Origin of the sequence: Streptomyces sp. NPDC021012, from assembly GCF_044333355.1 — a bacterium.
In the GTDB taxonomy this organism is placed as follows: domain Bacteria; phylum Actinomycetota; class Actinomycetes; order Streptomycetales; family Streptomycetaceae; genus Streptomyces.
Genome location: NZ_JBIRQU010000019.1, coordinates 104,687 through 127,610, shown reverse-complemented (window position 1 = coordinate 127,610; position 22,924 = coordinate 104,687). Strand labels below are relative to the sequence as shown.

Annotated in this window: 23 protein-coding genes; 17 read left to right on the top strand and 6 right to left on the bottom strand. The window is 71.2% G+C overall.

The window, feature by feature from the left end; translation table 11 throughout:
* The first annotated feature begins 179 nt into the window (after window positions 1–179).
* The 9 genes from ACH4TP_RS37160 (at window position 180) to ACH4TP_RS37120 (ending at window position 7,349) form a co-directional block, all read left to right on the top strand.
* Window positions 180–911 carry a sulfotransferase family protein gene (locus ACH4TP_RS37160; RefSeq protein ID WP_398191169.1) on the top strand — a complete coding sequence of 244 codons (732 nt, stop codon included), beginning with the start codon at window positions 180–182 and terminating at the stop codon, window positions 909–911.
* A gap of 246 nt (window positions 912–1,157) precedes the next feature.
* Window positions 1,158–1,655: a hypothetical protein gene (locus tag ACH4TP_RS37155; RefSeq protein WP_389237453.1), complete on the top strand. Its 498-nt coding sequence runs from the start codon at window positions 1,158–1,160 to the stop codon at window positions 1,653–1,655.
* A gap of 1 nt (window position 1,656) precedes the next feature.
* Entirely contained in the window at window positions 1,657–2,694 is a 1,038-nt protein-coding gene (locus tag ACH4TP_RS37150) for a BtrH N-terminal domain-containing protein (RefSeq protein WP_389237455.1), read from the top strand.
* Between the two features lie 43 nt (window positions 2,695–2,737).
* Window positions 2,738–4,033: a DegT/DnrJ/EryC1/StrS family aminotransferase gene (locus ACH4TP_RS37145; protein WP_389237457.1), complete on the top strand. Its 1,296-nt coding sequence runs from the start codon at window positions 2,738–2,740 to the stop codon at window positions 4,031–4,033.
* A complete protein-coding gene (locus ACH4TP_RS37140; RefSeq protein WP_389237459.1) occupies window positions 4,030–4,872 on the top strand; it encodes a transketolase in 843 nt (280 codons plus the stop codon). Before ACH4TP_RS37145 ends, ACH4TP_RS37140 begins: the two co-directional genes overlap by 4 nt.
* Window positions 4,869–5,837, top strand: a complete 969-nt coding sequence (locus tag ACH4TP_RS37135) for a transketolase family protein (protein WP_398191164.1) — start codon at window positions 4,869–4,871, stop codon at window positions 5,835–5,837. The genes ACH4TP_RS37140 and ACH4TP_RS37135 overlap by 4 nt, the downstream gene beginning before the upstream one ends.
* Entirely contained in the window at window positions 5,834–6,025 is a 192-nt protein-coding gene (locus ACH4TP_RS37130; protein ID WP_389237463.1) for a lysine biosynthesis protein LysW, read from the top strand. The genes ACH4TP_RS37135 and ACH4TP_RS37130 overlap by 4 nt, the downstream gene beginning before the upstream one ends.
* Window positions 6,026–6,227: 202 nt before the next feature.
* On the top strand, window positions 6,228–6,911 hold the full coding sequence (locus ACH4TP_RS37125; RefSeq protein WP_398440335.1) for a 4'-phosphopantetheinyl transferase family protein: 684 nt from the start codon (window positions 6,228–6,230) through the stop codon (window positions 6,909–6,911).
* An 84-nt stretch (window positions 6,912–6,995) separates the two neighbouring features.
* Window positions 6,996–7,349, top strand: a complete 354-nt coding sequence (locus ACH4TP_RS37120) for a VOC family protein (RefSeq protein WP_389237467.1) — start codon at window positions 6,996–6,998, stop codon at window positions 7,347–7,349.
* A 68-nt stretch (window positions 7,350–7,417) separates the two neighbouring features.
* On the opposite strand, the gene ACH4TP_RS37115 is transcribed toward ACH4TP_RS37120, so the two are convergent.
* From ACH4TP_RS37115 to argC, 5 genes are read right to left on the bottom strand one after another with little or no spacing between them, the layout of a single operon-like run.
* Window positions 7,418–8,773 (bottom strand): sulfate adenylyltransferase subunit 1, encoded by a 1,356-nt coding sequence (locus tag ACH4TP_RS37115; protein WP_389237469.1) that lies wholly within the window; start codon window positions 8,771–8,773, stop codon window positions 7,418–7,420.
* Between the two features lie 2 nt (window positions 8,774–8,775).
* Complete coding sequence (cysD, locus tag ACH4TP_RS37110; protein WP_389237471.1) at window positions 8,776–9,720, bottom strand: sulfate adenylyltransferase subunit CysD; 945 nt, start codon at window positions 9,718–9,720, stop codon at window positions 8,776–8,778.
* On the bottom strand, window positions 9,717–10,280 hold the full coding sequence (gene cysC, locus ACH4TP_RS37105) for an adenylyl-sulfate kinase (protein WP_389237473.1): 564 nt from the start codon (window positions 10,278–10,280) through the stop codon (window positions 9,717–9,719). Before cysC ends, cysD begins: the two co-directional genes overlap by 4 nt.
* Window positions 10,277–11,149 carry a [LysW]-aminoadipate kinase gene (locus tag ACH4TP_RS37100; protein ID WP_389237475.1) on the bottom strand — a complete coding sequence of 291 codons (873 nt, stop codon included), beginning with the start codon at window positions 11,147–11,149 and terminating at the stop codon, window positions 10,277–10,279. Before ACH4TP_RS37100 ends, cysC begins: the two co-directional genes overlap by 4 nt.
* Before the next feature lie 21 nt (window positions 11,150–11,170).
* Window positions 11,171–12,199, bottom strand: a complete 1,029-nt coding sequence (argC, locus tag ACH4TP_RS37095; RefSeq protein ID WP_389237477.1) for an N-acetyl-gamma-glutamyl-phosphate reductase — start codon at window positions 12,197–12,199, stop codon at window positions 11,171–11,173.
* A gap of 596 nt (window positions 12,200–12,795) precedes the next feature.
* On the opposite strand from argC, the gene ACH4TP_RS37090 reads away from it, so the two are divergent.
* The 8 genes from ACH4TP_RS37090 (at window position 12,796) to ACH4TP_RS37055 (ending at window position 21,872) form a co-directional block, all read left to right on the top strand.
* A complete protein-coding gene (locus tag ACH4TP_RS37090; protein ID WP_398191154.1) occupies window positions 12,796–13,947 on the top strand; it encodes an acyl-CoA dehydrogenase family protein in 1,152 nt (383 codons plus the stop codon).
* 171 nt (window positions 13,948–14,118) lie between these two features.
* Window positions 14,119–15,438 (top strand): lysine N(6)-hydroxylase/L-ornithine N(5)-oxygenase family protein, encoded by a 1,320-nt coding sequence (locus ACH4TP_RS37085; RefSeq protein ID WP_389237667.1) that lies wholly within the window; start codon window positions 14,119–14,121, stop codon window positions 15,436–15,438.
* Window positions 15,426–16,484 carry an NAD(P)/FAD-dependent oxidoreductase gene (locus ACH4TP_RS37080; protein ID WP_398440334.1) on the top strand — a complete coding sequence of 353 codons (1,059 nt, stop codon included), beginning with the start codon at window positions 15,426–15,428 and terminating at the stop codon, window positions 16,482–16,484. Before ACH4TP_RS37085 ends, ACH4TP_RS37080 begins: the two co-directional genes overlap by 13 nt.
* Window positions 16,481–18,466 (top strand): class I tRNA ligase family protein, encoded by a 1,986-nt coding sequence (locus tag ACH4TP_RS37075; RefSeq protein WP_398440333.1) that lies wholly within the window; start codon window positions 16,481–16,483, stop codon window positions 18,464–18,466. The genes ACH4TP_RS37080 and ACH4TP_RS37075 overlap by 4 nt, the downstream gene beginning before the upstream one ends.
* On the top strand, window positions 18,463–19,980 hold the full coding sequence (locus ACH4TP_RS37070) for an AMP-binding protein (RefSeq protein WP_398440332.1): 1,518 nt from the start codon (window positions 18,463–18,465) through the stop codon (window positions 19,978–19,980). Before ACH4TP_RS37075 ends, ACH4TP_RS37070 begins: the two co-directional genes overlap by 4 nt.
* Entirely contained in the window at window positions 19,970–20,233 is a 264-nt protein-coding gene (locus tag ACH4TP_RS37065; RefSeq protein WP_398191145.1) for an acyl carrier protein, read from the top strand. Before ACH4TP_RS37070 ends, ACH4TP_RS37065 begins: the two co-directional genes overlap by 11 nt.
* A 5-nt stretch (window positions 20,234–20,238) precedes the next feature.
* Window positions 20,239–20,856 (top strand): GNAT family N-acetyltransferase, encoded by a 618-nt coding sequence (locus ACH4TP_RS37060; protein ID WP_398191142.1) that lies wholly within the window; start codon window positions 20,239–20,241, stop codon window positions 20,854–20,856.
* The gene (locus tag ACH4TP_RS37055) at window positions 20,853–21,872 is read left to right on the top strand and encodes a C45 family autoproteolytic acyltransferase/hydolase (protein ID WP_398191139.1); all 1,020 of its coding nucleotides are present in this window, start codon (window positions 20,853–20,855) and stop codon (window positions 21,870–21,872) included. Before ACH4TP_RS37060 ends, ACH4TP_RS37055 begins: the two co-directional genes overlap by 4 nt.
* 75 nt (window positions 21,873–21,947) lie before the next feature.
* On the opposite strand, the gene ACH4TP_RS37050 is transcribed toward ACH4TP_RS37055, so the two are convergent.
* A complete protein-coding gene (locus tag ACH4TP_RS37050; RefSeq protein WP_389237494.1) occupies window positions 21,948–22,721 on the bottom strand; it encodes an SDR family NAD(P)-dependent oxidoreductase in 774 nt (257 codons plus the stop codon).
* Window positions 22,722–22,924 lie beyond the last annotated feature (203 nt).

The window sequence follows — 22,924 nt, the reverse complement described above, 5'->3', positions numbered from 1 at the left end:
AGCACCCCCCACCCCCCAACATCCGCAACAAGCTCATCCACAACGACACACCCCGCTGACCCACCCCCACACGATTACAAGCCCTGATTACCCGGTATCCATCCGTGCCGTGCCACGCTGAACCGGGTTCCGGTGTCTGCCGGAAAAGTTCACGGCACGCCGGAGTAGAGGGGGAAATCGTGGGACACACGCCGGAGAAGATCCCGGTACTCGCTTTGTGGAGCGCGCCGCGCTGCCGGTCCACCGCGTTCGCGCGGATGATGGCCGAGCGCGACGACCATGCCGTCGTGCACGAACCGCTTTCCCTGGTGGTCGACTTCGGCGAGGTGCAGGTCGGCGACCGGATCGCGCACAATGAGCAGGACGTGCTCGCGGCGCTGCGCGCGATCGCCGTGGAAAAGCCGGTGTTCTTCAAGGACACGACGGACTTCCACTACCCGGCGCTCCTCGCCGACGAGGAATTCCTCGCGGCCGCGACCCACACGTTCATCATTCGCCATCCGGCCGAGGCCATCGCCTCGCACCACAAGCTGAACCCGGACCTCGGCCGCGACGAGATCGGCTTCGAGCGGCTGTACGAGATCTTCACCGCGGTGCAGGCCGCCACCGGAACCACGCCGGTCGTGATCGACTCCGACGATCTGCTCGACCGCCCGGCCGAGACCGTGCGCGCGTACTGCGAGGCGGTGGGCATCCCCTTCGTTCCGGAGGCGCTCAGCTGGCAGCCGGGCATGCGCTCGGAGTGGCAGTCGACCAGCAAGTGGCACCAGTCGACCAGCCAGACCGCCGGCTTCGCGCGCAGCTCGGGCGCGGCGGTCGAGACCGTCGCGGCGGACCCGAAGCTGAGCGCCTATCTCGACTACCACATGCCGTACTACGAGAAGCTGCGCGCTGCCGCACTGCGGCCGTGAGCGTCCCGGCAGAAATGATCAGGATGATTGTCCGGCGAGTGCACAGGACAGCGTTTCAGGCATTCAAGGTAATCGGGGCGCGGGCGGAGAGAGCGACCGACAGTCCGGTCCTCGGCAGCCCCGGGCTGTTGAGACTTGAGAAGGTTTTCAGTGAACTTGACGGAAATTTCGGTACCCCCCATCAGAAGTGAACTGTGCGACACGGTCGATATTTCCGACCATCGCAACAACACGGCCATTTCCGCGGTGACGGACACCAAGGCGGGTGAATTCAATGTGTGGAGGAACTCCTTCGCCGCCGAATACCTGCCTGCGGGCGGAAGCCTCGTCCACGTGGACGGCGTCCCCTTCCAGTTCCCCCCTGTCTGCGAAGGGCCGGACAACGTCCGTTGCGACGGGCAGTTCATCCGCGTCCCGGAGGGCCGTTACGACTGGATCCACGTGCTGGCCGCGTCCGAGCGGCGCAGCGAGGACACCGTCCAGCTGAACTTCGCCGACGGCTCGGTCGACGCGGAGGCGCTCCGGGTCTCCGACTTCTGGGCGGCGCCCGCGTGGTTCGGCGAGGTCAAGGCCTTCGAGAGTCTCGTCATGCACTACCCGCACCACGCGCAGCGCGGCATCCCCGCGGTCATGTGGGCGCAGCGGATCCCGGTCACCCGGCGCGCCGGCCTCACCGGAATCCTGCTGCCCCGCAACGTCGCGGTGCACGTCTTCGCCCTCACCCTGCAGCGGACGGAGTCCTGACATGGCCGCCGAGGCGACGGCACGTACGTACACGGTCACCGGCCCCGAGCCCGAGCTCTGGTACCGCGACCTCATCAGCTGCCTGCAGGCCACGTTCGGCTCGCTGCTGGCCCGAGAGGGCGCCGACCCGCTGGCCGTGCTCGGCGCGGGCTGGCAGTTCCTGCACCTGCCGGGCGACGTCAGGCCCGAAGAGTTCTACTACCCTTGTGCCGATGGTGAGTTGGGCCGGGCCCTCGCCCCGCACCACGACCTGAGTGCCCGCTGGTGGCAGCCCGCCGACGAGGGCGACGTGTGGCGCGAGGTGCGCGAGCACCTGGCCGACGACCGGCTCGTCATCGCCGCCGTGGACAACTTCCACCTGCCGTTCAGGCCCGCGTACGGGGATGTGCACGCCGCCCACCTCGTGGTGATCTACGGCCTGGACGAGACGCGTGGCGTGGTCCACGTCTCGGACGCGATGCCGCCGGCCTTCCGTGGCGCCGTGCCCATCAAGGAGTTCCTGAGCAGCTGGGGCTCGGTCAATCCGACCGACGTGCAGGACGCCTTCTTCAGCGACTCGAAGATCGGCCGCCGCTGCCTCGACGTCCGTCTCGGCACGCAGCCGGCGCCCCTGACGCCGGAGTTGCTCGGCGGCTACCTGCGCGCCAACATCGAGGGCTTCACCACGGAGACCTCCGCCCGCACCGGGCTCGCCGGGTACGACGCGTTCGCCGCGGAACTGGTGGAGCGGTGCCAGGCGGGGGACGCGGGCGCGCTGCGCGAGCTGTACCCGTTCGGCTGGGCCATGCAGGCGCAGGCCTCGCTCCACGGCGAACTGCTGCGCCGCTGCGGCCGCGACTGGGACGACCCGGTGCTCGCCGGGGCGGGCCGCGCGGTCGAGACCGTCGCCCACGCGTGGACCGGACTGCGGTTCACCGGCGCGCACGGCCACGGCGACCCGCGTGCGGCCGCCCCCGACATCGCGCACCACGCCACGCTGCTGCGCGCCGCCTACGCGCGCGCGGTCGACGCCGTCGCCGTGGCTGCGGCACGGCTGTGAACGTACCCGTACCGACCTCCGCGACTGAGCGGACTGGAGAGTGATGAGCAAGCTGGCAGCGTTCGGCGGTACGGCGGTCGTACCGAAGGACCGGCGTCACGTGCAGTGGCCGCTGATCGAAGACGAGGACCGCAAGGCCGTCCTCGACGCGCTCGACGGCCCCCGCCTGGTGTCCGACACCGACGGCGTGAACGCGGTGTCCCAACTCGAGGAGTACTGGGCCCGCCGCTTCGGCCACGAGACCTGCGTCGCGGTGTCCAACGGCACCGCGGCCCTGGCCCTCGCCCTGGCGGCGCTCGGCATCGGCCCCGGCGACGAGGTGATCGTTCCCGCGTTCAGCTTCATCGCCACCGGGCTCGCCCCCGTGCACCAGATGGCGGTGCCGGTCTTCGCCGACATCGACCCGGTCACCTTCAACATCGACCCGGACGACGTCGAGCGCCGGATCACCCCCCGGACCAAGGCGATCATCCCCGTGCACCTGCACGGCGCGCCCGCCGACATGGACCGGCTCACCGCGATCGCCCGCAAGTACGACCTCGCGATCGTCGAGGACGCCGCCCAGGCTCCCGGCGCGACCCACCGCGGACGACCGGTCGGCTCGATCGGTGACGCGGGCGCCTTCAGCCTCCAGGTCAGCAAGAACATCCCGACCTGCGGCGAGGGCGGCCTGCTGGTCACCCAGGACGCCGCGCTGGCCGCGAAGATGCGCCGCGGACGGCAGTTCGGCGAGGACATCGAGGCCGGCCGGGACCGCGACTACATCTCGTACGGCCTGGGCTGGAACTACAAGATGAACGCCCTCCAGGCCGCGTTCACCATCGCCCAGCTCGACCGGTTCGACGCCTACGAGAAGGCCCGGCAGGAGAACGTCACCGGCTTCCTCGCGCGCCTGGCCGAGCTGCCGGGCCTGACGGTGCCGACCGCGCTGCCGGACACCACCCACGCCTGGCACATCCTGCGCTTCCGCTTCGACCCCGCCGCCTTCGGCCTCGACGGCGTGCGGCCCGAGGCCATGCGCTCGGCGGTGCGGCGACTGATGCGCGCCGAGGGCGTGCCGCTGTCGCAGTACCAGCTGATGCCGCTGCCCGACCAGAAGGTCTTCACGGAACGCGTCGGCTTCGGCTCCGGCTACCCGTGGGCCGTGACCGACGCGCCCGGCACCACCGCGGGCGAGGGCTACCCGGTGACCCGAGCGGTCATCGCCGACTCGCTCACCATCCAGAAGCGCCACCTGCACCCGGGCGCCGGCGAGCTGCTCGGGCTGTACGCGGACGCCTTCGAGAAGGTGTGGGCGAACAAGGACATGGTGGCCACGCTGGCGAAGGCGGCCTCATGACCGTCGCCCCGGTTCTGGAGCGGGTCGCCCTGGACAAGGTCGCCGCCCGCATCCGGTCCCACGTCGTCGACATGTGCGCGGGGCCCGAGGGCGGCCACCTCGGCGGCGCGTTCTCCAGCGCCGACATCCTCGCCGCCCTGTACTTCTCGGTGCTGAACGTGGACCCGCAGCGGCCGGACGACCCGGACCGCGACCGCTTCCTGCTCAGCAAGGGCCACGCCGCCATCGGCCTCTACGCGACGCTGGCCGAACGGGGCTTCTTCCCGGTCGGGGAACTCGCCGGATACGGGCGTCCCGGCAGCAGGCTGATGGGCCATCCGGTGCGTGCGGTGCCCGGTGTGGAGCTGCCGACCGGTTCGCTCGGCCACGGACTCTCGCTGGGCGTCGGGTTCGCGCTCGCCGCCCGGTACGCCGGCCGTGACTCGCGCACCTTCGTCCTGCTCGGCGACGGCGAGCTCCAGGAGGGCTCGGTGTGGGAGGCGGCCATCTCGGCCGCGTCCCTGCGACTCGACCGGCTGGTCGTGGTGGTCGACCGCAACGGCCTCCAGCTGACCGGTGCCACCGACGGCATCGCGCCGATGGAGCCGCTGGCCGACCGCTGGCGCAGCTTCGGCTGGGCGGTCCGCGACGTGGACGGCCACGACCCGGACCGGCTGGCGGACCATCTCGACGCCGCCCCGTGGGAACCGGGCAAACCGAGCGTGCTGATCGCCCGCACGGTCAAGGGCCAAGGCCTTCCGTTCCTCGCCGGCCGCAGCGCCAGTCACTACGTGACCCTGTCGCCGCGCAACCACGCCCGGGCGGCCCGCGCCCTGCAAGCCATGGAGGCCACCGGATGAGCCGCGCGACCCGGGAGGCGTACCGGGACAGTCTGCTTCCCCTGCTGAAGCGGCACCCCGAGCTGATGTGCCTGGACTCCGACACCGGTCTGTTCAACGCGGAATACGCCGCGGAGGCCGGTGACCAGTACCTCAACCTCGGTATCGCCGAGCACAACCTGATGGGCACGGCCGCCGGTATGGCCGCGTGCGGGCGGATCCCGTTCGTCAACACGATGGCCGCCTTCGCCACGTCCAGGGCGCTGGAAGCGATCAAGATCGACATCGCCTACAACAAGCTGCCCGTCCGCATCATGGCCACGCACGGCGGTCTCTCCGCGGGCCACCTCGGTCCGACGCACCAGGCCCTGGAAGACCTCGCCGTGATGCGGGTGCTGCCCGGGATGACCGTGGTGGTGCCGGCCGACGCCGCCGCCACCGAGGCGTTCGTCGAGCAGAGCCTGGACCTGCCCGGACCGCTCTACGTACGACTCGGCCGCAAGGCGACCCCGGCACTGCCGGCGGCCCCGCCACCGGTCATCGGGAAGGCGCAGACACTCCGGCAGGGCTCCGACGTGGTGCTCGCCGCCTGCGGCCCCTACCCGGTGCTCGCCGTCCTGGAGGCAGCGGAGGTCCTCGCCGGACACGGCATCGAGGCCACCGTGCTGAACATGCACACCCTGCGGCCGTTCGACACGGAGACGCTGGTGGCCGCGGCCCGGCCCGCCTCGCTCGTGGTGACGCTGGAAGAGCACTGGCGCGGCGGCGGCCTCGGCGGCGCGGTGGCCGAGACCCTGTCGGAGGAGGCGCCCACGCGGGTGCTGAGGCTGGGCATGCCGGACAAGTTCGTCGACGAGGTGGGCAACCAGGAGCACCTCGTCGCGCATTACGACCTCACCGCGGAGCGAGTCGTGAGGGCGGTCCGTACCGCCCTCGACACGGCGGCCCGCTCCGGTAGTACCGATCGAAAGGAATGCATCTCATGACCATGACCGCGACCGAGACCATCGGGCAGGCCTGCCCGGAGTGCGAGGAGCACGTACAGATCGGTGAGTCGGCACGGCTCAACGAGATCCTGGAGTGCGTGGGCTGTCGCAGCGAGCTGGAGATCGTGGCCCTGAACCCCACGATGCTCGCCCTCGCGCCCGAGGTCGAAGAGGACTGGGGCGAGTAAACCCGAGGCGATCAAGGACTTGTCCGCGTCCGGTACCCATCGCTTCCGGAGCGCGACGACCAGCAGGACCCGGTCCTCCAGCGGCAGGCTCTCAGAGCCCGCCCATGAGGACCGGGTCCGCTTCCGCTACGGGACCACGGGACGCCGGCTGGAGAGAACGGCTGTCGACATTTCTGGGAACAGGCCCCTCGGGGGTACGACAATGGAATTTCCCACGGGCGCCGAAGCGTGCGACACGAGCGACGTGCGCATATGGGCGCTCCGGGTTCCGGACGGCATCTCGGCGTCTTCGCTCGACCTGTCGGTGCTGGACCAGGAGGAACGCCGTCGCATGGCGTCCTTCACCCACGGCTGTGACCGTACGGTCTACGCCTTCGCCCACGTGGCGCTCCGCACGGTCCTGTCCGGTCTGACCGGTGCGCCCCCCGATGCGCTTCGCTTCACCCGCGCCCCCTGCCCGTGCTGCGGGGAGCCGCACGGGCGGCCCGTACTGGCGTCCGCCCCCCTGGAATTCTCGCTCTCCCACAGCCGGGATCTGGTGTTGATCGGCGTCGCACCCGTTCCGATCGGCGTCGACGCGGAGCCCGTGCCGGAGCCCGAGGCCGTGGAGCAGATCGCGCAACTGCTGCATCCGTCGGAATGCGAGGAGGTCGAGGCCGCGGCCCCGGAAGACCGGCCGGCGGTCTTCGCCCGCCTGTGGGCCCGCAAGGAGGCCTACCTCAAGGGCCTGGGCACCGGCCTCGGCCGCGACCTCGCGGCGGACGACGTACGCGGCGACCTTCCGGGCTGGCGCCTCACCGACCTCCCGCTGGCAGCCGGTCATGCCGCTGCCGTCGCGGTGAACTCCCCGGATCCCCGCACGGTCCGCGTCCACCGCTCCCTTTGACGGGGGAAGAGCGGTAGGGCGGTCGACGGCGGTCCCTCCAGCCCTGGCAGCCTGCCGGCTCCGCACATGTCTATGCTCACGCCTATGGCACTCGAATGGGAACAGATCACCGTCGACTCCGCCGACCCCATCGCCCTCGGGCGCTGGTGGGCCGAGGCGCTCGGCTGGGTAGTGGTCGACGAATCCGAGGAGATCATCGAGATCCGGCCCGAGCCGGACCGGCTGCCGGGGCTGCTCTTCGTCCCCGTCCCCGAGGGCAAGGCCCTGAAGAACCGGCTCCACCCCGACTTCCGCCCCGACGACCACGAGGCCGAGATCGCCCGGCTGATCTCCCTCGGTGCCCGGCGCGCCGACCCCGTGCAGGAGGGCCAGCACTGGGTGACCCTCTTCGACCCGGAGGGGAACGAGTTCTGCGTCCTGTCCGAGCCGAAGAGCTGAACGGAAGAGCCGACGCGGCCGCCCTCCTTCACAACCTTCGTGAAGGAGGGCGGCCGCGTCGGCGGTTCTCAGAAGTCCCATCCCTCCTCGTCCACCGCGACCGGAGTCGTGGCGGTGGCGAAGGAGTCGCCCGCCATGCCGGCCGCGAGCGTGGTGCCGTCCGCGGGGTCGATCAGCAGGAACGAACCCGTACGGCGGGAGTCCGCGTAGGAGTCGAGCGCGAGCGGCTCGGCCGTGCGGACCACGACCCGGCCGATGTCGTTGGCGACCAGCTGTCCCGGGGCCGGGTGCTGGGAGAGGTCGTCCAGGGTGAGCCGGGACGGGATCTCCCTGACGATCGCCTTGACGGTGCGGGTGGTGTGCTTGAGCAGCACCCGCTGACCCACCGTCAGGGGCCGGTCGGCGACGTGGCAGACGGTCGCCTCGACGTCCTGTGCGGTGGCCGGGGCGTCGCCGGTCGGCACGATCAGGTCGCCGCGCGAGATGTCGATGTCGTCCTCCAGGAGGAGGGTGACCGACTGCGGCGCCCAGGCGGCGTCCACGGAGTCGCCGAGCAGCTCGATCCCGGAGACCCGGGAGGTGCGGCCCGAGGGCAGCACGGTCACCGGCTCGCCGACCCGGAAGGTGCCGGCCGCGATCTGACCGGCGTAGCCCCGGTAGTCGGGGTGCTCCGCGGTCTGCGGGCGGATCACGTACTGCACGGGCAGCCGGGCCTGGCAGGAGGCCGGGTCCTGGCTGACCGGGACGGTCTCCAGGTGCTCCAGGACGGTCGGGCCGCCGTACCAGTCCATGTTGGCGGACGGCTCCACGACGTTGTCGCCGGCGAGCGCCGAGATCGGGATCGCGGTGATCTCCGGGACGCCGAGCTCGGATGCGTACGTCGTGAACTCCTCGGCGATCGCGGCGAAGACGGACTCCTGGTAGTCGACCAGGTCCATCTTGTTGACGGCGAGGACCACGTGCGGGACGCGCAGCAGCGCGGCCACCGCCGCGTGCCGGCGGGTCTGCTCGATGACGCCGCTGCGGGCGTCGACGAGGACCACGGCGAGGTCGGCGGTGGAGGCGCCGGTCACCATGTTCCGGGTGTACTGCACGTGCCCGGGGGTGTCGGCCAGGATGAAGCGGCGGCGGGCGGTCGCGAAGTAGCGGTAGGCCACGTCGATGGTGATGCCCTGCTCGCGCTCGGCCCGCAGGCCGTCGGTGAGGAGCGCCAGGTCGGGCGCCTCCTGGCCCCGCCTGCGCGACACCTCCTCGATGGCCGCCGCCTGGTCGGCGAGAACGGACTTGGTGTCGTACAGCAGCCGTCCGACCAGGGTGGACTTGCCGTCGTCGACCGAGCCGCAGGTGGCCAGCCGCAGCAGGCCACCCGGGAACCGGTCGGACGCGTCGCTCTGAACTACCTCTTCCGTGACGCCCGTTGACATATCTAGAAGTACCCTTCTCGCTTGCGGTCCTCCATGGCGGCCTCGGACAGTCGGTCGTCGGCCCTGCTCGCACCGCGCTCGGTCACCCGGCTCGCCGTGATCTCCGCGATCACGGCGCCCACCGTCGAGGCCGACGATTCGATCGCGCCGGTGCAGGACATGTCGCCGACCGTCCGGTACCGGACCTGGCGCTCGCACAGGGACTCACCGTCCCGGGGGCCGCCCCAGTCGCCGGGCGCCAGCCACATGCCGTCGCGCTGGAACACTTCGCGCCGGTGCGCGAAGTAGATCTCCGGCAGTTCGATGCCTTCCTGCTCGATGTACTGCCAGACGTCCAGCTCGGTCCAGTTGGACAGCGGGAAGACCCGTACGTGCTCGCCCGGCTGGTGGTGACCGTTGTAGAGCTGCCACAGCTCGGGCCGCTGCCGGCGCGGGTCCCAGCCGCCGAACTCGTCCCGCAGGCTGAACACCCGCTCCTTGGCGCGCGCCTTCTCCTCGTCCCGCCTGCCGCCGCCGAACACCGCGCCGAAGCGGCCGCCGCGGATCGCGTCGAGCAGGGGCACGGTCTGCAGCGGATTGCGGGTGCCGTCGGGACGCTCGCGGAGCCTTCCGTCGTCGATGTACGACTGGACGGACGCCACGTCGAGGTGGAGGCCGTACCGCTCGACGACGCGGTCGCGGTAGGCGATCACCTCGGGGAAGTTGTGGCCGGTGTCCACGTGCAGCAGCGAGAACGGCAGGGGTGCCGGGGCGAACGCCTTGAGCGCCACGTGCAGCATGACGATCGAGTCCTTGCCGCCGGAGAACAGCAGCGTCGACCGGTCGAACTCGCCCGCTACCTCACGGAAGATGTGGGCCGCCTCGGCTTCCAGCGCTTCGAGGTGGGTCAGCGGGGGCGGCGTCGGGGCGTGCCGCGGGACGGCGGGCAGGGGCGGGGCGATGGTCATGACAGACCCCGCTCGGTGAGCGCCGCGTACACCTGCTGGACCGACTCCTCGACGGTCTGGTTCTCCGTGTGGATGCGGAGCTGGGGGGCGACCGGTGCCTCGTAGGGGTCGTCCGCGCCGGTGAGGCCGCTGATCTCGCCCGCGGCCTGCTTGGCGTAGAGGCTCTTCACGTCGCGGTCGGCGCAGATCTCCGCCGGAGTCGCCACGTGTACCTCCAGATAGGGGACGCCCTGCGCGGCGTGCTGGTCGCGCACCGCCTCCCGGGACACCGCGTACGGGGCGATGACCGGCACCAGCACGGTGACGCCGTGGGCGGCGAGCAGTCCGGAGACGTAGCCGATCCGGCGCACGTTGGTGTCCCGGTCCTCCTTGGAGAAGCCCAGGTCCTTCGAGAGCGCCGCACGGACCTCGTCGCCGTCGAGCACCTGCACCCGGTGTCCCTCGGCCCGCAGGCGCTCGGCGAGGCCCGTCGCGATCGTGGTCTTGCCCGCGCTCGGCAGTCCGGTCAGCCAGACCGTGCCGCCCTGCCACACGGCTGGTTTGCCCTTCGGTTCGGTCATGCGCGGATCTCCTTTTCGCGTGAGCTGTGGGCCGGCTCCTCGGCAGGGGCGATGCGCACCGTGGTGCCGGCGCCTGCGAGTGCCTGGCTGACGGGGGCGGGGCCGCGTCCGTCAGCGATGCGTACGGTGCCGACTCCGCCGGTGAGTGCCTCACGTGCGGCGATGAGTTTGAGTGCCATGCCGCCGGTGGCGGAGGCGTCGGGACGGCCCGTCGGGGATATGCAGTGGGTGCTCTGCACGCTGGTGGGGTCGTCGACGTCGGCGAGTACGCCGGGTGCCCCGGTGAGCAGCAGCAGCTGGTCGGCGCCGAGGGCGGCGGCGAGCGCCGCCGCGGCGCGGTCGGCGTCGACGTTGACCGGTTGGTCGTGCTCGTCGATGGCGGGCGGCGAGACGACCGGGACGTAGCCGAGGCGCAGCAGCGCCTCGGGCAGTTCGGTGCGGACCGAGGTGAGCCGGCCGCTGTGGTTGTCGCGGATCAGCACGGTGCGGCCGTCGACGACGGAGCGGATGGCGGACTTGCGGCGGGCGCGCAGCATGCCGCCGTCCATGCCGGTGAGTCCGACCGCGGGCACGTCGTGGCGGGCGAGTTCGGCGACCAGTTTGGGCTTGACCGAGCCGGCCAGCGCGAGGACGACCACTTCGAGCGTGGCCGGGTCGGTGTAGCGCGTGGAGACGTTGTCCGGGGCTACCAGGGTGCGCTGGGGCACGCCCAGTTCCCCGGCGAGCCGCTTGATCTCTCCGGATCCTCCGTGGACCAGGACGATCGAGTGCCCTTCGTGGACGAGGCGGGCGATGTCGGCACAGATGCTCGCGGCGTCGACGGCCGGATTGCCGCCGCATTTGACGACGGTGAGTGGTGCGGTGGTCACGGTCTCTCCGGTGGGCGAGGTCTAGAGGGGGTGGAGGCCTGGGAAGGTGAGGCCGAAGTTTTCGGGCCAGCCCATGCGGATGTTGAGACACTGGACGGCGTTGCCCGCACCGCCCTTGACGAGGTTGTCGAGGGCGCCGATGGTCGTCAGACGTCCGGTGTCCTCGTCGAGGGCGTAACCGACGTCGCAGAAGTTGGACCCCAGGAGGATCTTCGGGTCGGGGAAGCGGAAGATGCCGCGCTGGTGGGCGACGACGCGGACGAAGGGCTCATCGGCGTACTGCTCGCGATAGGCGCGCCGGATGGCGGACTTGCCGACGCCGGGGCGCAGGGTGGGGTGACCGATGCTCTGGACGCCGCGGACGGCCTCGACGCCGGTGGCGGTCATCGCCACGGGAATTCCCAGGTGCTGGGAGATCTCGGCCTCGTGCCGGTGGCTGGTGGGGGCGAACACCCGCATCGCGCCGCTTCGTTCGGCGTGCAGGTTCGCCGGGCCGGCGGTGGATCCGGAGCCGCTGGAGCCGGTGCGGGCGTCGAGCTGGACGCCCGCCTCCGTGTCGATCAGGTCGTGCGCGACGAGCGGGTAGAGGGCGAGGACGCCGGCCATGGCCATGCAGCCGGGCACGCTGATCAGGTCCGCGCCCCGCAGCCGCTCGCGGTGCAGCTCGGGCAGGCCGGGCACGAAGGAGTCCAGCAGGTGCGGGGCCTGGTGCTCGCTGCCGTAGTAGCGCTCGAAGACCTTCGTGTCGTCGAGGCGGAAGTCACCGGTCAGGTCGATGACGAGCTTGGCCCGCTGGGCCCAGTGCTCGACCTGGGCCATGGCGGCCCGGTGCGGCAGGGCCAGGAAGACCGCGTCGCACTCCTCGACCTCGTCGGCGGAGCAGAACAGCAGATCGGTCGAGGCCCGCAGATTCGGGTGCACCCCGTCGACCCGCTTGCCGGGGAAACGCGAGGAGACCGCGCCCACCACCTCGACCTCGGGGTGGCCGATCAGCAGCCGCAGCAGCTCTCCGCCGATATAGCCGGCCGCACCGACCACCACTACCCGCATCACGATTCCACCCCGATCACTACAGGACCTCCGTAGTGGAAGCGCCCGACCGATCGGAGGGCGCGTCCGAACCACCACATGGAAAGGCAACGTACGAACCCGCCCGCGGCCCGCGCGTCCGCGACAGGCTCATCCACCACGGCCCTCCGGCTTACGGGAGGGCGGATCGGGTACGCGCGGCGATTACCCGGGTGGAATCCGTGCCGTCCGGTCCTCGGGAACGGAATTTCATCGACCGGCGGCCGCCCCGGACGTCCTTTTTCCTGTCCCGGACGGCGGAGTAAACGCGGTGCGCAGGGGTGGGGGAGCGCTGTAACCGCCACGCGTCCCGGCGGATGAACTTGTCGCGGACGCGCCCGGCGCCGGAGGGGCCGTAGCTTCCCCTGTACGTGGCCGACGGCCTTCCGGGAGGAGTCCGCCCCATGACCCGCGGCGTGCCGGAGGACATCCGGCCGAGGCCGGCGCGGCACGGCGGGCATCGCACGCTCCCCCTCCGCCGCCTCGTCCATCGAAGCCGAGCGGACCGGTCGGCTGGATTCCCCTTCCGTCCGTTCTCCGAGCAGCTCGCCGCACCGCCCGTCTGAGTGAGGATCACGATGAGTCTCTCCGAAGTGTTCGACCCCGGCATCCTCACCCTGCCGCTGTACGACGACGCCCACCGCGCGCTCGCCGACGAGATCGGGCAGTGGTGCGCGGACCGGGCCGGGGCGTGGGCGACGCTGGACACCACCGATCCGGCCGCGGCCGGACGGGAGCTGCTCACCGAGCTCGGCCGGGCGGGGTGGCTGCGCCACCTCGACCCCGACCAGCCGGACTCCGACATGAGGTCCCTGTGCCTGAGGCGGCAAGCCCTCGCGTACCACGAGGACCTGGCCGACTTCACGTACTCGATCCAGGAGCTCACCGCCGCCGCGATAGCCCGCCACGGCACCGAGGAGCAGCGTCGCCGCGAACTGCCGGGCCTGGCCGACGGGACCCGTGCGGGGGCGCTGGCCCTCTCCGAGCCCGGCGCGGGCTCCGACCTCGCCGCCGCGGTGCTGGAGGCGACCCCCGACGGGGACGGCTTCGTCCTCAACGGGACCAAGACCTGGATCGCGCAGGGCGACATCGCCGATGTGTGCGTGGTCCTCGCTCGCACGGGCGACGGCCCGGGACCGCTGGGCCTGACCACCTTCCTCGTCGACGGCGACGCCCTCGGCCTCAAGGCCGAGCCCATCGGCGCGATCGCGCCGCGCTCCTGGGCCGAACTGACCTTCACCGACGTCCGCGTGGGCCCCGAGGCCGTGCTCGGCGAGCGCGGCCAGGGAATCGTGGTCGCGCTCGACATCCTGGAGCGGGCCCGGGCGACCGTGGCCGGCGCCGCGCTCGGCTTCGCCCGGCGCGCCTTCGGCCTCGCCCGCGGCCATGCCCGTACCCGCAAGGCGTACGGCGGCCGGCTCGCCGACCTCCAGCTCGTGAGGTCCTCCCTCGCGAACATGGACGTCAAGCTCTCGGCCGCCGCGCTGCTGACCGCCCGCGCCGCCTGGGCGATGGACCTCGACCACGATCACGCCAAGCACTCCTCGGCGGCGAAGCTCTACGCCACCGAGGCCGCGGGCGAGATCGTCGACGGTGCCGTCCAGATCTTCGGCGCCGCCGGGCTCGTCGCGGGCAGCCCGATGGAGCGGCTCTACCGCCAGATCCGTCCCCTGCGGATCTACGAAGGGTCCTCCGAAGTCATCGAGATGACGATCGCCGACGCCCTGTGAAGGAGGGCCGGGGAGGGCCGCCGTCGCACTCCCCAGACAACCGCCCGAGAACGAAGCACTGATCCCGGCCTACGGCCAGACACCGATGGCGCCTCGCCAAGGCGGCGTGAAACGTGCCAAAGACCTGCACCTCCACAGGAAGGACCTTTCGTGGGACCCGTACAGAAGCCGATGGCGGCGTCCGGTGCCGCCGAGCAGGCCAGTCACCTCCGGCTCGTCGGCATCGGCGCAGGACCAGCCAACCTGAGTCTGGCCGCGCTGCTGCACGGCGATGCGGAGCAGCCGAACCTCTTCTTCGACCGCAAGCCGAGCTTCACCTGGCACGACGACCAGATGATCAACGGCGCGACCCTCCAGGTGTCGATCTTCAAGGACCTGGTGAGCCTCTCCGACCCGACGAACCGGTTCTCGTTCCTGTCGTACCTGCACGAGCACGGCCGGATCTACCACTTCCTCAACGCCCAGTTCGCGGAGGTGCCGCGCACCGAGTTCCGCAACTACCTGGCCTGGGCGGCCGAGAAGAACGAGAACGTGGTCTTCTCCGAGACCGTCGAGCGGGTCGACTTCGACGGCGTCTTCCGCGTCACCACCGATCGCCGGCAGGTCACCGCCGACAACATCGCCGTGGGTGTCGGCACCGTGCCGTGGGTGCCCGAGTTCGCCGTCCCGTACCAGGGCGCGGGCCAGTTCCACGTCAGCCAGTACCTGAACCACGCGCAGAAGCTGGCCGGCAAGCGGGTCGCCGTGGTCGGCGGCGGCCAGTCCGGGGCCGAGGCCTTCCTCGACCTCATCTCCCGGCCCGAGGCCGAGCGCCCGGCCTGGGTCTCCTGGATCTCCAGGCGCCGCAACTACTTCCCGATCGACGACTCGACCTTCACCAACGACTTCTACATGCCGGAGTACTCCGAGTACTTCTACCGGCTGTCGGAGTCCAAGCGCGCCGAGCTCAACTCGGCCCACCTGCTGAGCTCGGACGGGATCTCCGAGTCGACCCTGCGCGCGATCTACCAGCAGCTGTACCGGCTCCAGTTCATCGAGCGGGACGAGCACCGCTTCGGTCTGATGCCCAACCGGACCGTCGTGTCCGCCGACCGCACGGCCGCCGGAACGTTCGAGGTGACGCTGCGTCACAACGACGAGTCCGGCCAGAGCCAGTGCCTTCCGGTCGACGCGGTGGTGTGGGCGAGCGGCTTCCGTCCCGCCCCCAAGTCGTTCCTCGACCCCCTGAAGGACCGCATCGAGACCGAGAACGGCGAGGTCCGCGTCGACGAGGACTTCGCGATCTCCTGGGACGGCCCGCCGGACCGGCGGATCTTCGTGCAGAACGCGGTGCGCGGCCAGCGCGGCCTGCCCGACGTGAACCTGAGCCTGAACGCCTGGCGGGCCCAGCGCATCGCCAACCGCCTGCGCGGCTGCGGCGCCCCCGAGCTGGCGACGTCGTTCATCGACTGGTCGGCCAAGAGCGGACGGGGCACGCAGTGGACCGCGTAGACCTCGCCGTCGTCGGCGGTGGGGTCATCGGCGCGCTCATCGCCCGTGAGGCGGTGGCGGCGTTCCCCGGCGCGACCGTCGCCGTCCTGGAGCGCGGCATGGTCGGCCAGGGCGCCTCCAGCCGCTCGGCCGGCGTCCACTTCCCGCGCGGCGGGACCGAGCGCGTCAGGTCCATGTCCGCGTACTCCCAGGGCGTCTGGGAGCAGCTGGCCGCCGAACTCGACCTGCCGATCCGCACGGTGGACGCCACCGTCGTCTCGTCCGGAGACGTCGACGCGGTGTCCCCCGTGTACGTGCGGCTCGGTGACGAGACCGTCCCGGCCGGCGACTGGGCGGCCCTGCCGGGCGCCCGGGCGTGGGACCTGGACGGCTGCCACCACGCCGACGTCCAGGCGGTCGCCGGGCGGGTTCTGGCCGGGCTCCGCGACCGGGTGACCGTCCTGGAGGGAACCGAGGTCACGGAACTCTCCTCGGACGGCGAGTACCACCGCCTCGCTCTCGGCCCGGGGCGGGAGCTGCTCGCCCGCCGGGTCGTCCTGGCCCCCGGCCCGTGGATCGCGCACCCCGCCTGGGCCGAGCTCGTCGCTCCGCTCGGGCTGCGCGTCAAGAAGGTCGTCGCCACCCATCTCGAAGGGGCTCCCGCGCCCGGCGATCCGCTCGTGGTCTTCCACGACGAGGACGCCTTCCTCCTGCCGCTCCACGAGCGCGGCCACTACCTGTTCAGCTACACCTGCGACCGCTGGGACGTCACCCCCGAGGACGTCGGCCCCGTCCTGGAGCCGTCCGACCTCGACGACGCCCGGGCCGTCCTGGGCCGCTTCGCGCCCGGCCTGGTGGACCGGTGCACCTCGGGCCGGGTCTTCTGCGACGCGTACAGCCCCCACCGCGAGCCCGTCGTCGCCGAGCTGCTGCCCGGCCTGGTCTTCGCCGGAGCCGCGAACGGCTCCGGCTACCGCCTGGCCCCGGCCATCGCCGCCGAGACCGTCGCCGCCCTGGACCTCACACCGACCGGGTCCACCTCCCCGCTACTACAGAGGCAGTCATGATCCTCAACCAGTACAGCGAATCCGAACTGTCCGAAGCCTTCGGCATCGAGATGTCCTCGGTCGAGGGTCTCGGCGTCGGTGCCGGCTGGGGCCGTGTCGCCCCCGGTGCCTCCTCGAACACGGACCGGCACGACGAGACCGAGTTCTTCGTCATCGTCGCCGGTACGGGCGAGCTGACCGTCGACGGCCGCGTCCACCCGGTCCGGCCGGGCACCGTGGTGCTCTTCGAGCCGTTCGAGTCGCACATCATCACCAACACCGGCGAGACGGACCTGGTCTTCTTCACCCAGTACTGGCGCGACTCGGCCCGCGCCCGGGCGTCGGCGACGTCGCGCGTCCGCGCGAACCACACCGACCGCCCCCAGTTCGTGTTCTCCACGCCCCCGACCCCGAACGGCGACCTCCACCTGGGTCACCTCTCCGGCCCGTACCTCGGCGCCGACGTCTACGTCCGCTACCAGCGGCTCCTCGGCAACCAGGCGTGGCACCTGACCGGCAGCGACGACTACCAGAGCTACGTCACGGCCGTCGCCGCCCGCCAGGGCTCCACGAACGCCGAGGTCGCCGCGCACTTCTCGGCCGAGATCGCCGAGACGCTCAAGGCGATGGACATCAGCGTCGACGAGTACTACGCCACGAGCGTGGAGGACGGCTACGACGAGGGCCTCCAGCGCTACTTCACCCGGCTCGTCGAATCCGGGCGCGTCAGCCCCAAGGCGACGCCCGCCCTGCTCGACGCCGAGACCGGCGACTACCTCTACGAGGTCAACGTCGGCGGCACCTGCCCCAGTTGCTCGCACGGCGCGGGCGGCAACATCTGCGAGGAGTGCGGCGAGCCCAACCTCGTCGCCGACCTCGTCGATCCGGCCTCGCGCCTGAGCGACGCCGCGCCGAAGACCGCCGACATCGAGCGCTACACCCTGCCGCTGCACGAGTTCGCCGACGCCGTCGCCGACCACCACAAGCTCGGCCGGGTCCCGGTCCGGCTGCGGGAACTGGCCGAGCGGGTCTTCGCCCGCAAGACGCTCGACCTGCCGGTCTCGCACCCCTCCGACTGGGGCGTGCGGCCCGCCGAGGACGACCTGGACGGACAGGTCATCTGGGTCTGGCCGGAGATGAGCCACGGCTTCCTGCACGGCATCGAGCAGCTCGGCGCCGGGATGGGGCGGCAGTGGTCGAAGGAGGCGCCTTCCCAGGACTGGAAGATCGTCCACTTCTTCGGGTACGACAACAGCTTCTACCACGCGATCCTCTACCCGGTCCTGTACGCGCTCGCCCACCCCGAGTGGAACCCGGACATCGACTACCACGTCAACGAGTTCTACCTGCTGGAGGGCCAGAAGTTCTCCACCAGCCGGCGGCACGCGATCTGGGGCAAGGAGATCCTCACCCCCGACACCGTCGACGCGGTGCGCTACTACCTCTCCCGCACCCGGCCCGAGGGCGAGCGCACCGACTTCCGCCGCGCCGAGTTCGACCGCGCCTGCGCGGACACCCTCGTCGGCGAGTGGCAGGAGTGGCTCACCGGCCTCGGCGAGCGCGTCGGGAAGCACTTCGACGGCCTCGCCCCCGACGCGGGCACCTGGACGACCGAACAGACCGCGTTCCTCACCCGCCTGTCGGTACGGCTCGACGAGGTCACGGCCGCCCTCAACCCGGAGGGGTTCTCGCTGACGGCCGCCACGGCCGCGCTCGACGGCATCGTCACCGACGTCCGCGCCTTCTCCCGTCAGCAGGCGGCCCTGGCGCACGACGGCCGCTGGAGCTCCGAGGCCCGTACCGCCCTCTCGCTCGAACTGGCCGCGGCCCGCCTGCTCGCCACCGCGTCGGCGCCGCTGATGCCGCGCTTCTCGGCCAAGCTCGCCGCCGCCCTCGGCATCCCGGCCGTCGAGGCCTGGCCCGACGCGGTCGACCTGGTCGAGCCCGGCAGCCGCTGCACCCTCGCGGACACCCGCTTCTTCGGCACCGGCGAGCAGCGATGACCGTATCGATCATCAACAGCGTCATCGGCGAGCGGCCCACGCACGACGGCTCCCTCACCGTCACGGGCCTCGGCCACCGCACCACCCTGCCGCTGTCCGAGTTCCACGACCGGGCACGGGCCGTCGCCGCGGCGCTGGGGCGCCGGGGCGTCCGCGCGGGCGACCGCATCGGCATCCTCTCGGCCAACCGGCTCGAATGGGTCCTGCTCGACGTCGCGGCGCTCATGCTCGGGGCGCAGACCGCGGGGTTCGAGCCCGGCAAGTTCAGCCCCGACGCCGAACTGGTCGAGCGCTACGGCCTCGACGCCCTCTACACCGACGTCCGGCTGCCCGACGACGCCCCGGCCCGGGTCCTGCCGATCTCGGCCGTCGCCGACTACGCCGAGGAGGACCCCGAGGGGTTCGAGCCGGAGCAGTGGGACGCGGCGCAGTGCACGACCGTCAAGTTCACGTCCGGGTCCACCGGTGTGCCCAAGGGACTCGAGGCCACCGTCGGCAGCATCGACTCCTCGCTGCACGCCGTGCAGAGCGTGTTCGAGCACAAGCCGGGCGACGACATCCTGACGTTCCTGCCGCTCTCGCTCCTCCAGCAGCGCTACTGGCTGTACTCGGCGCTGTACTGGGGCCACGACATCACGATCACGACGTACCAGTCCGTCTTCGCCGTGCTCCCGTTCGTCCGCCCCACCGTCGTCATGGGCGTCCCCGCCTTCTTCGACGCGGCCAAGCGGCACGTCGAAGGCGTCATCGCCGGGGGCGTCGAACCGGCCGAGGCCGCCGCCGAACTCTTCGGCGACCGCATCCGCTACCTGTGGACGGGCTCGGCCCCCGCCGACCCGGCCACGCTCAGGTTCTACACCGAGGCCGGCCTCCCGATCTTCGAGGGCTACGGCCTCAACGAGACCTGCATCGCCACCAAGAACCACCCCGGCGCCCACCGCGAGGGCAGCGTCGGCCGGGCACTGCCCGGCAAGGAGATCGTCATCGACGACGAGGGCGTGGTCTGCGTCCGCAGCGACCACCCGGTCAACACCGCGTACACGTACGCCGCTCCGGGCGACAGCGAGCGCATGTTCCTGCCGGGCGGCATCGTGCGCACCGGGGACCTCGGCCGCCTCGACGAGGACGGATTCCTCTACATCCTCGGCCGCAGCGACGACGTCATCGTCCTCGACAACGCCAAGAAGATCATCGTCAGGCCGATCGAGACGCGGTTCCGCGACACCGGAGCGGTGGCCGAATGCGTCGTGTACTGCCCCAGCCAGGCCGGCCTGGTCGCCGTCGTCTCGCCCCACCCGGGACCGGTCGACACGGCGGCGGTCGGCGAGGCCCTGGCCGCGGTCAACGCCGCGTCGGAGCGCGACGAGCGGATCATCCGCGTGATCGTCGCCGACGAGCCGTTCACCGTCGAGGGCGGGCTCCTCACGTCGCAGTTCAAACCGATCCGCAAGCGCATCGCGGACCGCTACCGAGACCGGATCGACAACCCGAAGGCAGGCATCCATGCCCACTGACCTGGAGACCCTGGCGCGCGAGAAGCTCTCCCGCGTCCTGCGCGACCACCCGGACCCCGCGGGCCTCGACCTCGGCGAGAACCTCGTGGAGACGTACGGGATCACCTCGCTCAACAAGGTCCTGTTCCTGACCTCCCTGTGCAAGGCCGCGGAGGTCGGCCTCGACAACTTCACCGAGGACGACCTCGCCGGGATGCGCACCCTCGGCGACGTCGTCGACGCCCTCCGCCCCCACGCCCCTCTGAAGGGATGAGTTCCTTGACCCACAACGCCTGGACCCAGCACGCCTCCGCGCTCCTCGAGAACGAGCACGTCGAACTTCACCCGATCTCGGAGGAAGACCGTGAACCCCTCCGCAAGATCGCGTTCGACGACCGGATCTGGAAGTACTTCGTTTCCCGTGTCGAGAGCGACGCTGATTTTGAGCAGTTTTTCGACGCCATGCTCGCTGACCAGGCCAGTGGCAAGCGCGCGGTCTACGTCATCGTCGACAGGAGCACGGGACAGGTCGCCGGAAGCTCCAGCTACGGCAACCTGAGCGAAGCCGACGGGCGACTGGAGATCGGCTGGTCCTGGCTCGGCGTCGACTTCCAGGGCAAGGGCATCAACCGCTGGGCCAAGTACCTTCTGCTCCAGCACGCCTTCGACGTCCTGGGCGCCGAGCGCGTCGAGTTCAAGACCGACGTCCTCAACCTCCAGGCCCGCGCCGGACTGCGCAAGATCGGCGGATACGAGGAAGGCGTCATGCGCAGCTTCAACCCGATGCCCGAGGGACGCAGGCGCGACGCGATCTACTACTCGGTGCTCCGCGCCGAGTGGCCCTCGGTCGAGGAGCAGCTCCGCCGCGACGGCAGGGCGGTCAACCCGTGCGCGTGACCGACGCGCCACTCCTCGAGCTGTCCGGCTCGCCGCATGCCCGTGGCCTCGGCCACGGGCGCGCGCTGGCCGGGCGGCTCCGCGGCTTTCTCGACGACTCGCTCGCCCGCCTCGGCCACCTCACCGACCGGCCGGCCGACCTCGACGCGCTGCGGCCCGAGATCGCGGCCCACCGCGCGGTGACCGCCGAAGCGCTGCCGGACCTCGCCGCCGAGATCGACGGCCTCGCCGCCGGCGCCGGGATCGACCGCGACGAGGCCTGGCTGCTGCAGCTGCGCCGCGAGCTGATCGGCTACAGCCGGGTCACCGCCGGCGACTGCACCACGTACGCCTCGGCCGGCGCCGAGCCGGTGCTCGCCCAGACGGTCGACCTGAACGGCGACCTCGACGACCAGATCGCCGTGCTGTCGGTCTCCGGGCCGCGCCACCGCTCCCTGGTGCTCAGCTTCGCCGGTCTCCTCGGCTACCTCGGTGTCAACGACGCCGGGATCGCCGTGGGCATCAACCTCGTCCTCGGCGGCGACTGGCAGCCGGGCGTGCCGCCGTACCTGGCGATCAGGCACGTCCTCGACACCGCGGACACGGTCGAGCAGGCCGTCGAGATCCTCCGGGAGCTGCCGCTCGCCAGCTCGCGGGCGTTCACGGTCTGCGGTGCGGACCGGGCCGTGTGCGTCGAGGCGACGGTCGCGCGGCGACGCGTCCTCGAAGGCGACGAACTGGCGCACACGAACCACTTCCTGGACGCCGAGCTCGCCGAGCAGGACGAGATCAACATCTTCGCCAAGAACTCCTCCAAGCGGCGCCTCCAGACGGTCCTCGACGCCGGCATCCCGAAGGCGGGCGACACCGAGGGCCACCACCGGCTCCTCGCGACGCCCCCGATCCTGGTCCGGGACAACGGCGACATCCGGCGCGAGCGCACCGTCGCCGCGGTGGTCCTGCGCCCGGACCTGGGGGAGATGCGGCTGTGGCCGGGCGACCCGTCCACCGTGCCGGAGCAGGTGCACGTCCTGTAGGAGAAGCGGAGACCCCCCACACGACTTCGGCCCCGAGACCATGTCCATGGTCTCGGGGCCGAAGTCGTGTGGGGCTCAGCGCCCGATGAGGTGCTGCTGGTCCTGCGGCCGCAGGCGCAGGCTGTGCTGGCCGCCGTCCACGGCGAGCATCATGCCGACGGAGGCGCTCGACAGCGGGCTCGCCAGGTAGGCGATCGCGCCCGCCACCTCGTCGGCCGTCACCAGACGGCCCGGCGCGAGGAACTTGATCAGCGACTCCCTGGCGGCCTCCGGGTCCTCCGTCCCCTGCAGCTGGTTCTCCACCCACGGGGTGTCCGCCGTGCCGGGCGCGACGCAGTTGACGCGGACGCCCTCGCGGGCGTGGTCCGCCGCCATGGCCAGCGTCAGCGAGTACACGGCGCCCTTGCTGGCCGAGTACAGCGCGCGCGTCTGGTGTCCGGCCCACGCCACGATCGAGCACGTGTTGACGATCGCCGCGGCGGGCGAGCGGCGCAGATGCGGCATGGCGTACCGGGCGACCCTGACCATGCCGACCACGTTGACGTTCAGGACGTTCAGCCACTCCTCGGAGCTGTTCGCGGTGACGTCGCCGACCGCCGGTATGCCGGCGTTGTTCACCACGATGTCCAGGCGACCGAACCGCTCGACCACGGCCTCCACCGCCGCCTCGACCTGGGCGTCGTCGCCGACGTCGGCCTGGACGGCGAAGACGTCGTCCGGCAGGCCCTCCGTCTTGAGGTCGAGGACGGCGACCTTCGCGCCCCTGCTGGTCAGCAGTTTGGCCGTGGCCGCACCGAGTCCCTGGGCGCCACCCGTGACGATCGCCACGAGTCCTTCGAAGTCACTCACTGGTTCTCTCCTGTTACCTGTCGAACGATGAGTGGAGTTCGCAGGACTTTACGAGCCCACCGATTCCCGCGCGTCCGCGGCAAGTTCATCGGAGGGACACATCGCGCTGACCCGTTCCCGCCGCAGCTCATCGCCTCGGTTACCCCGGTGCGGTCCGGGCCTGTGCCACTCTCGGTGTTGGTTCGGATTTTCTTGCTGTAGTC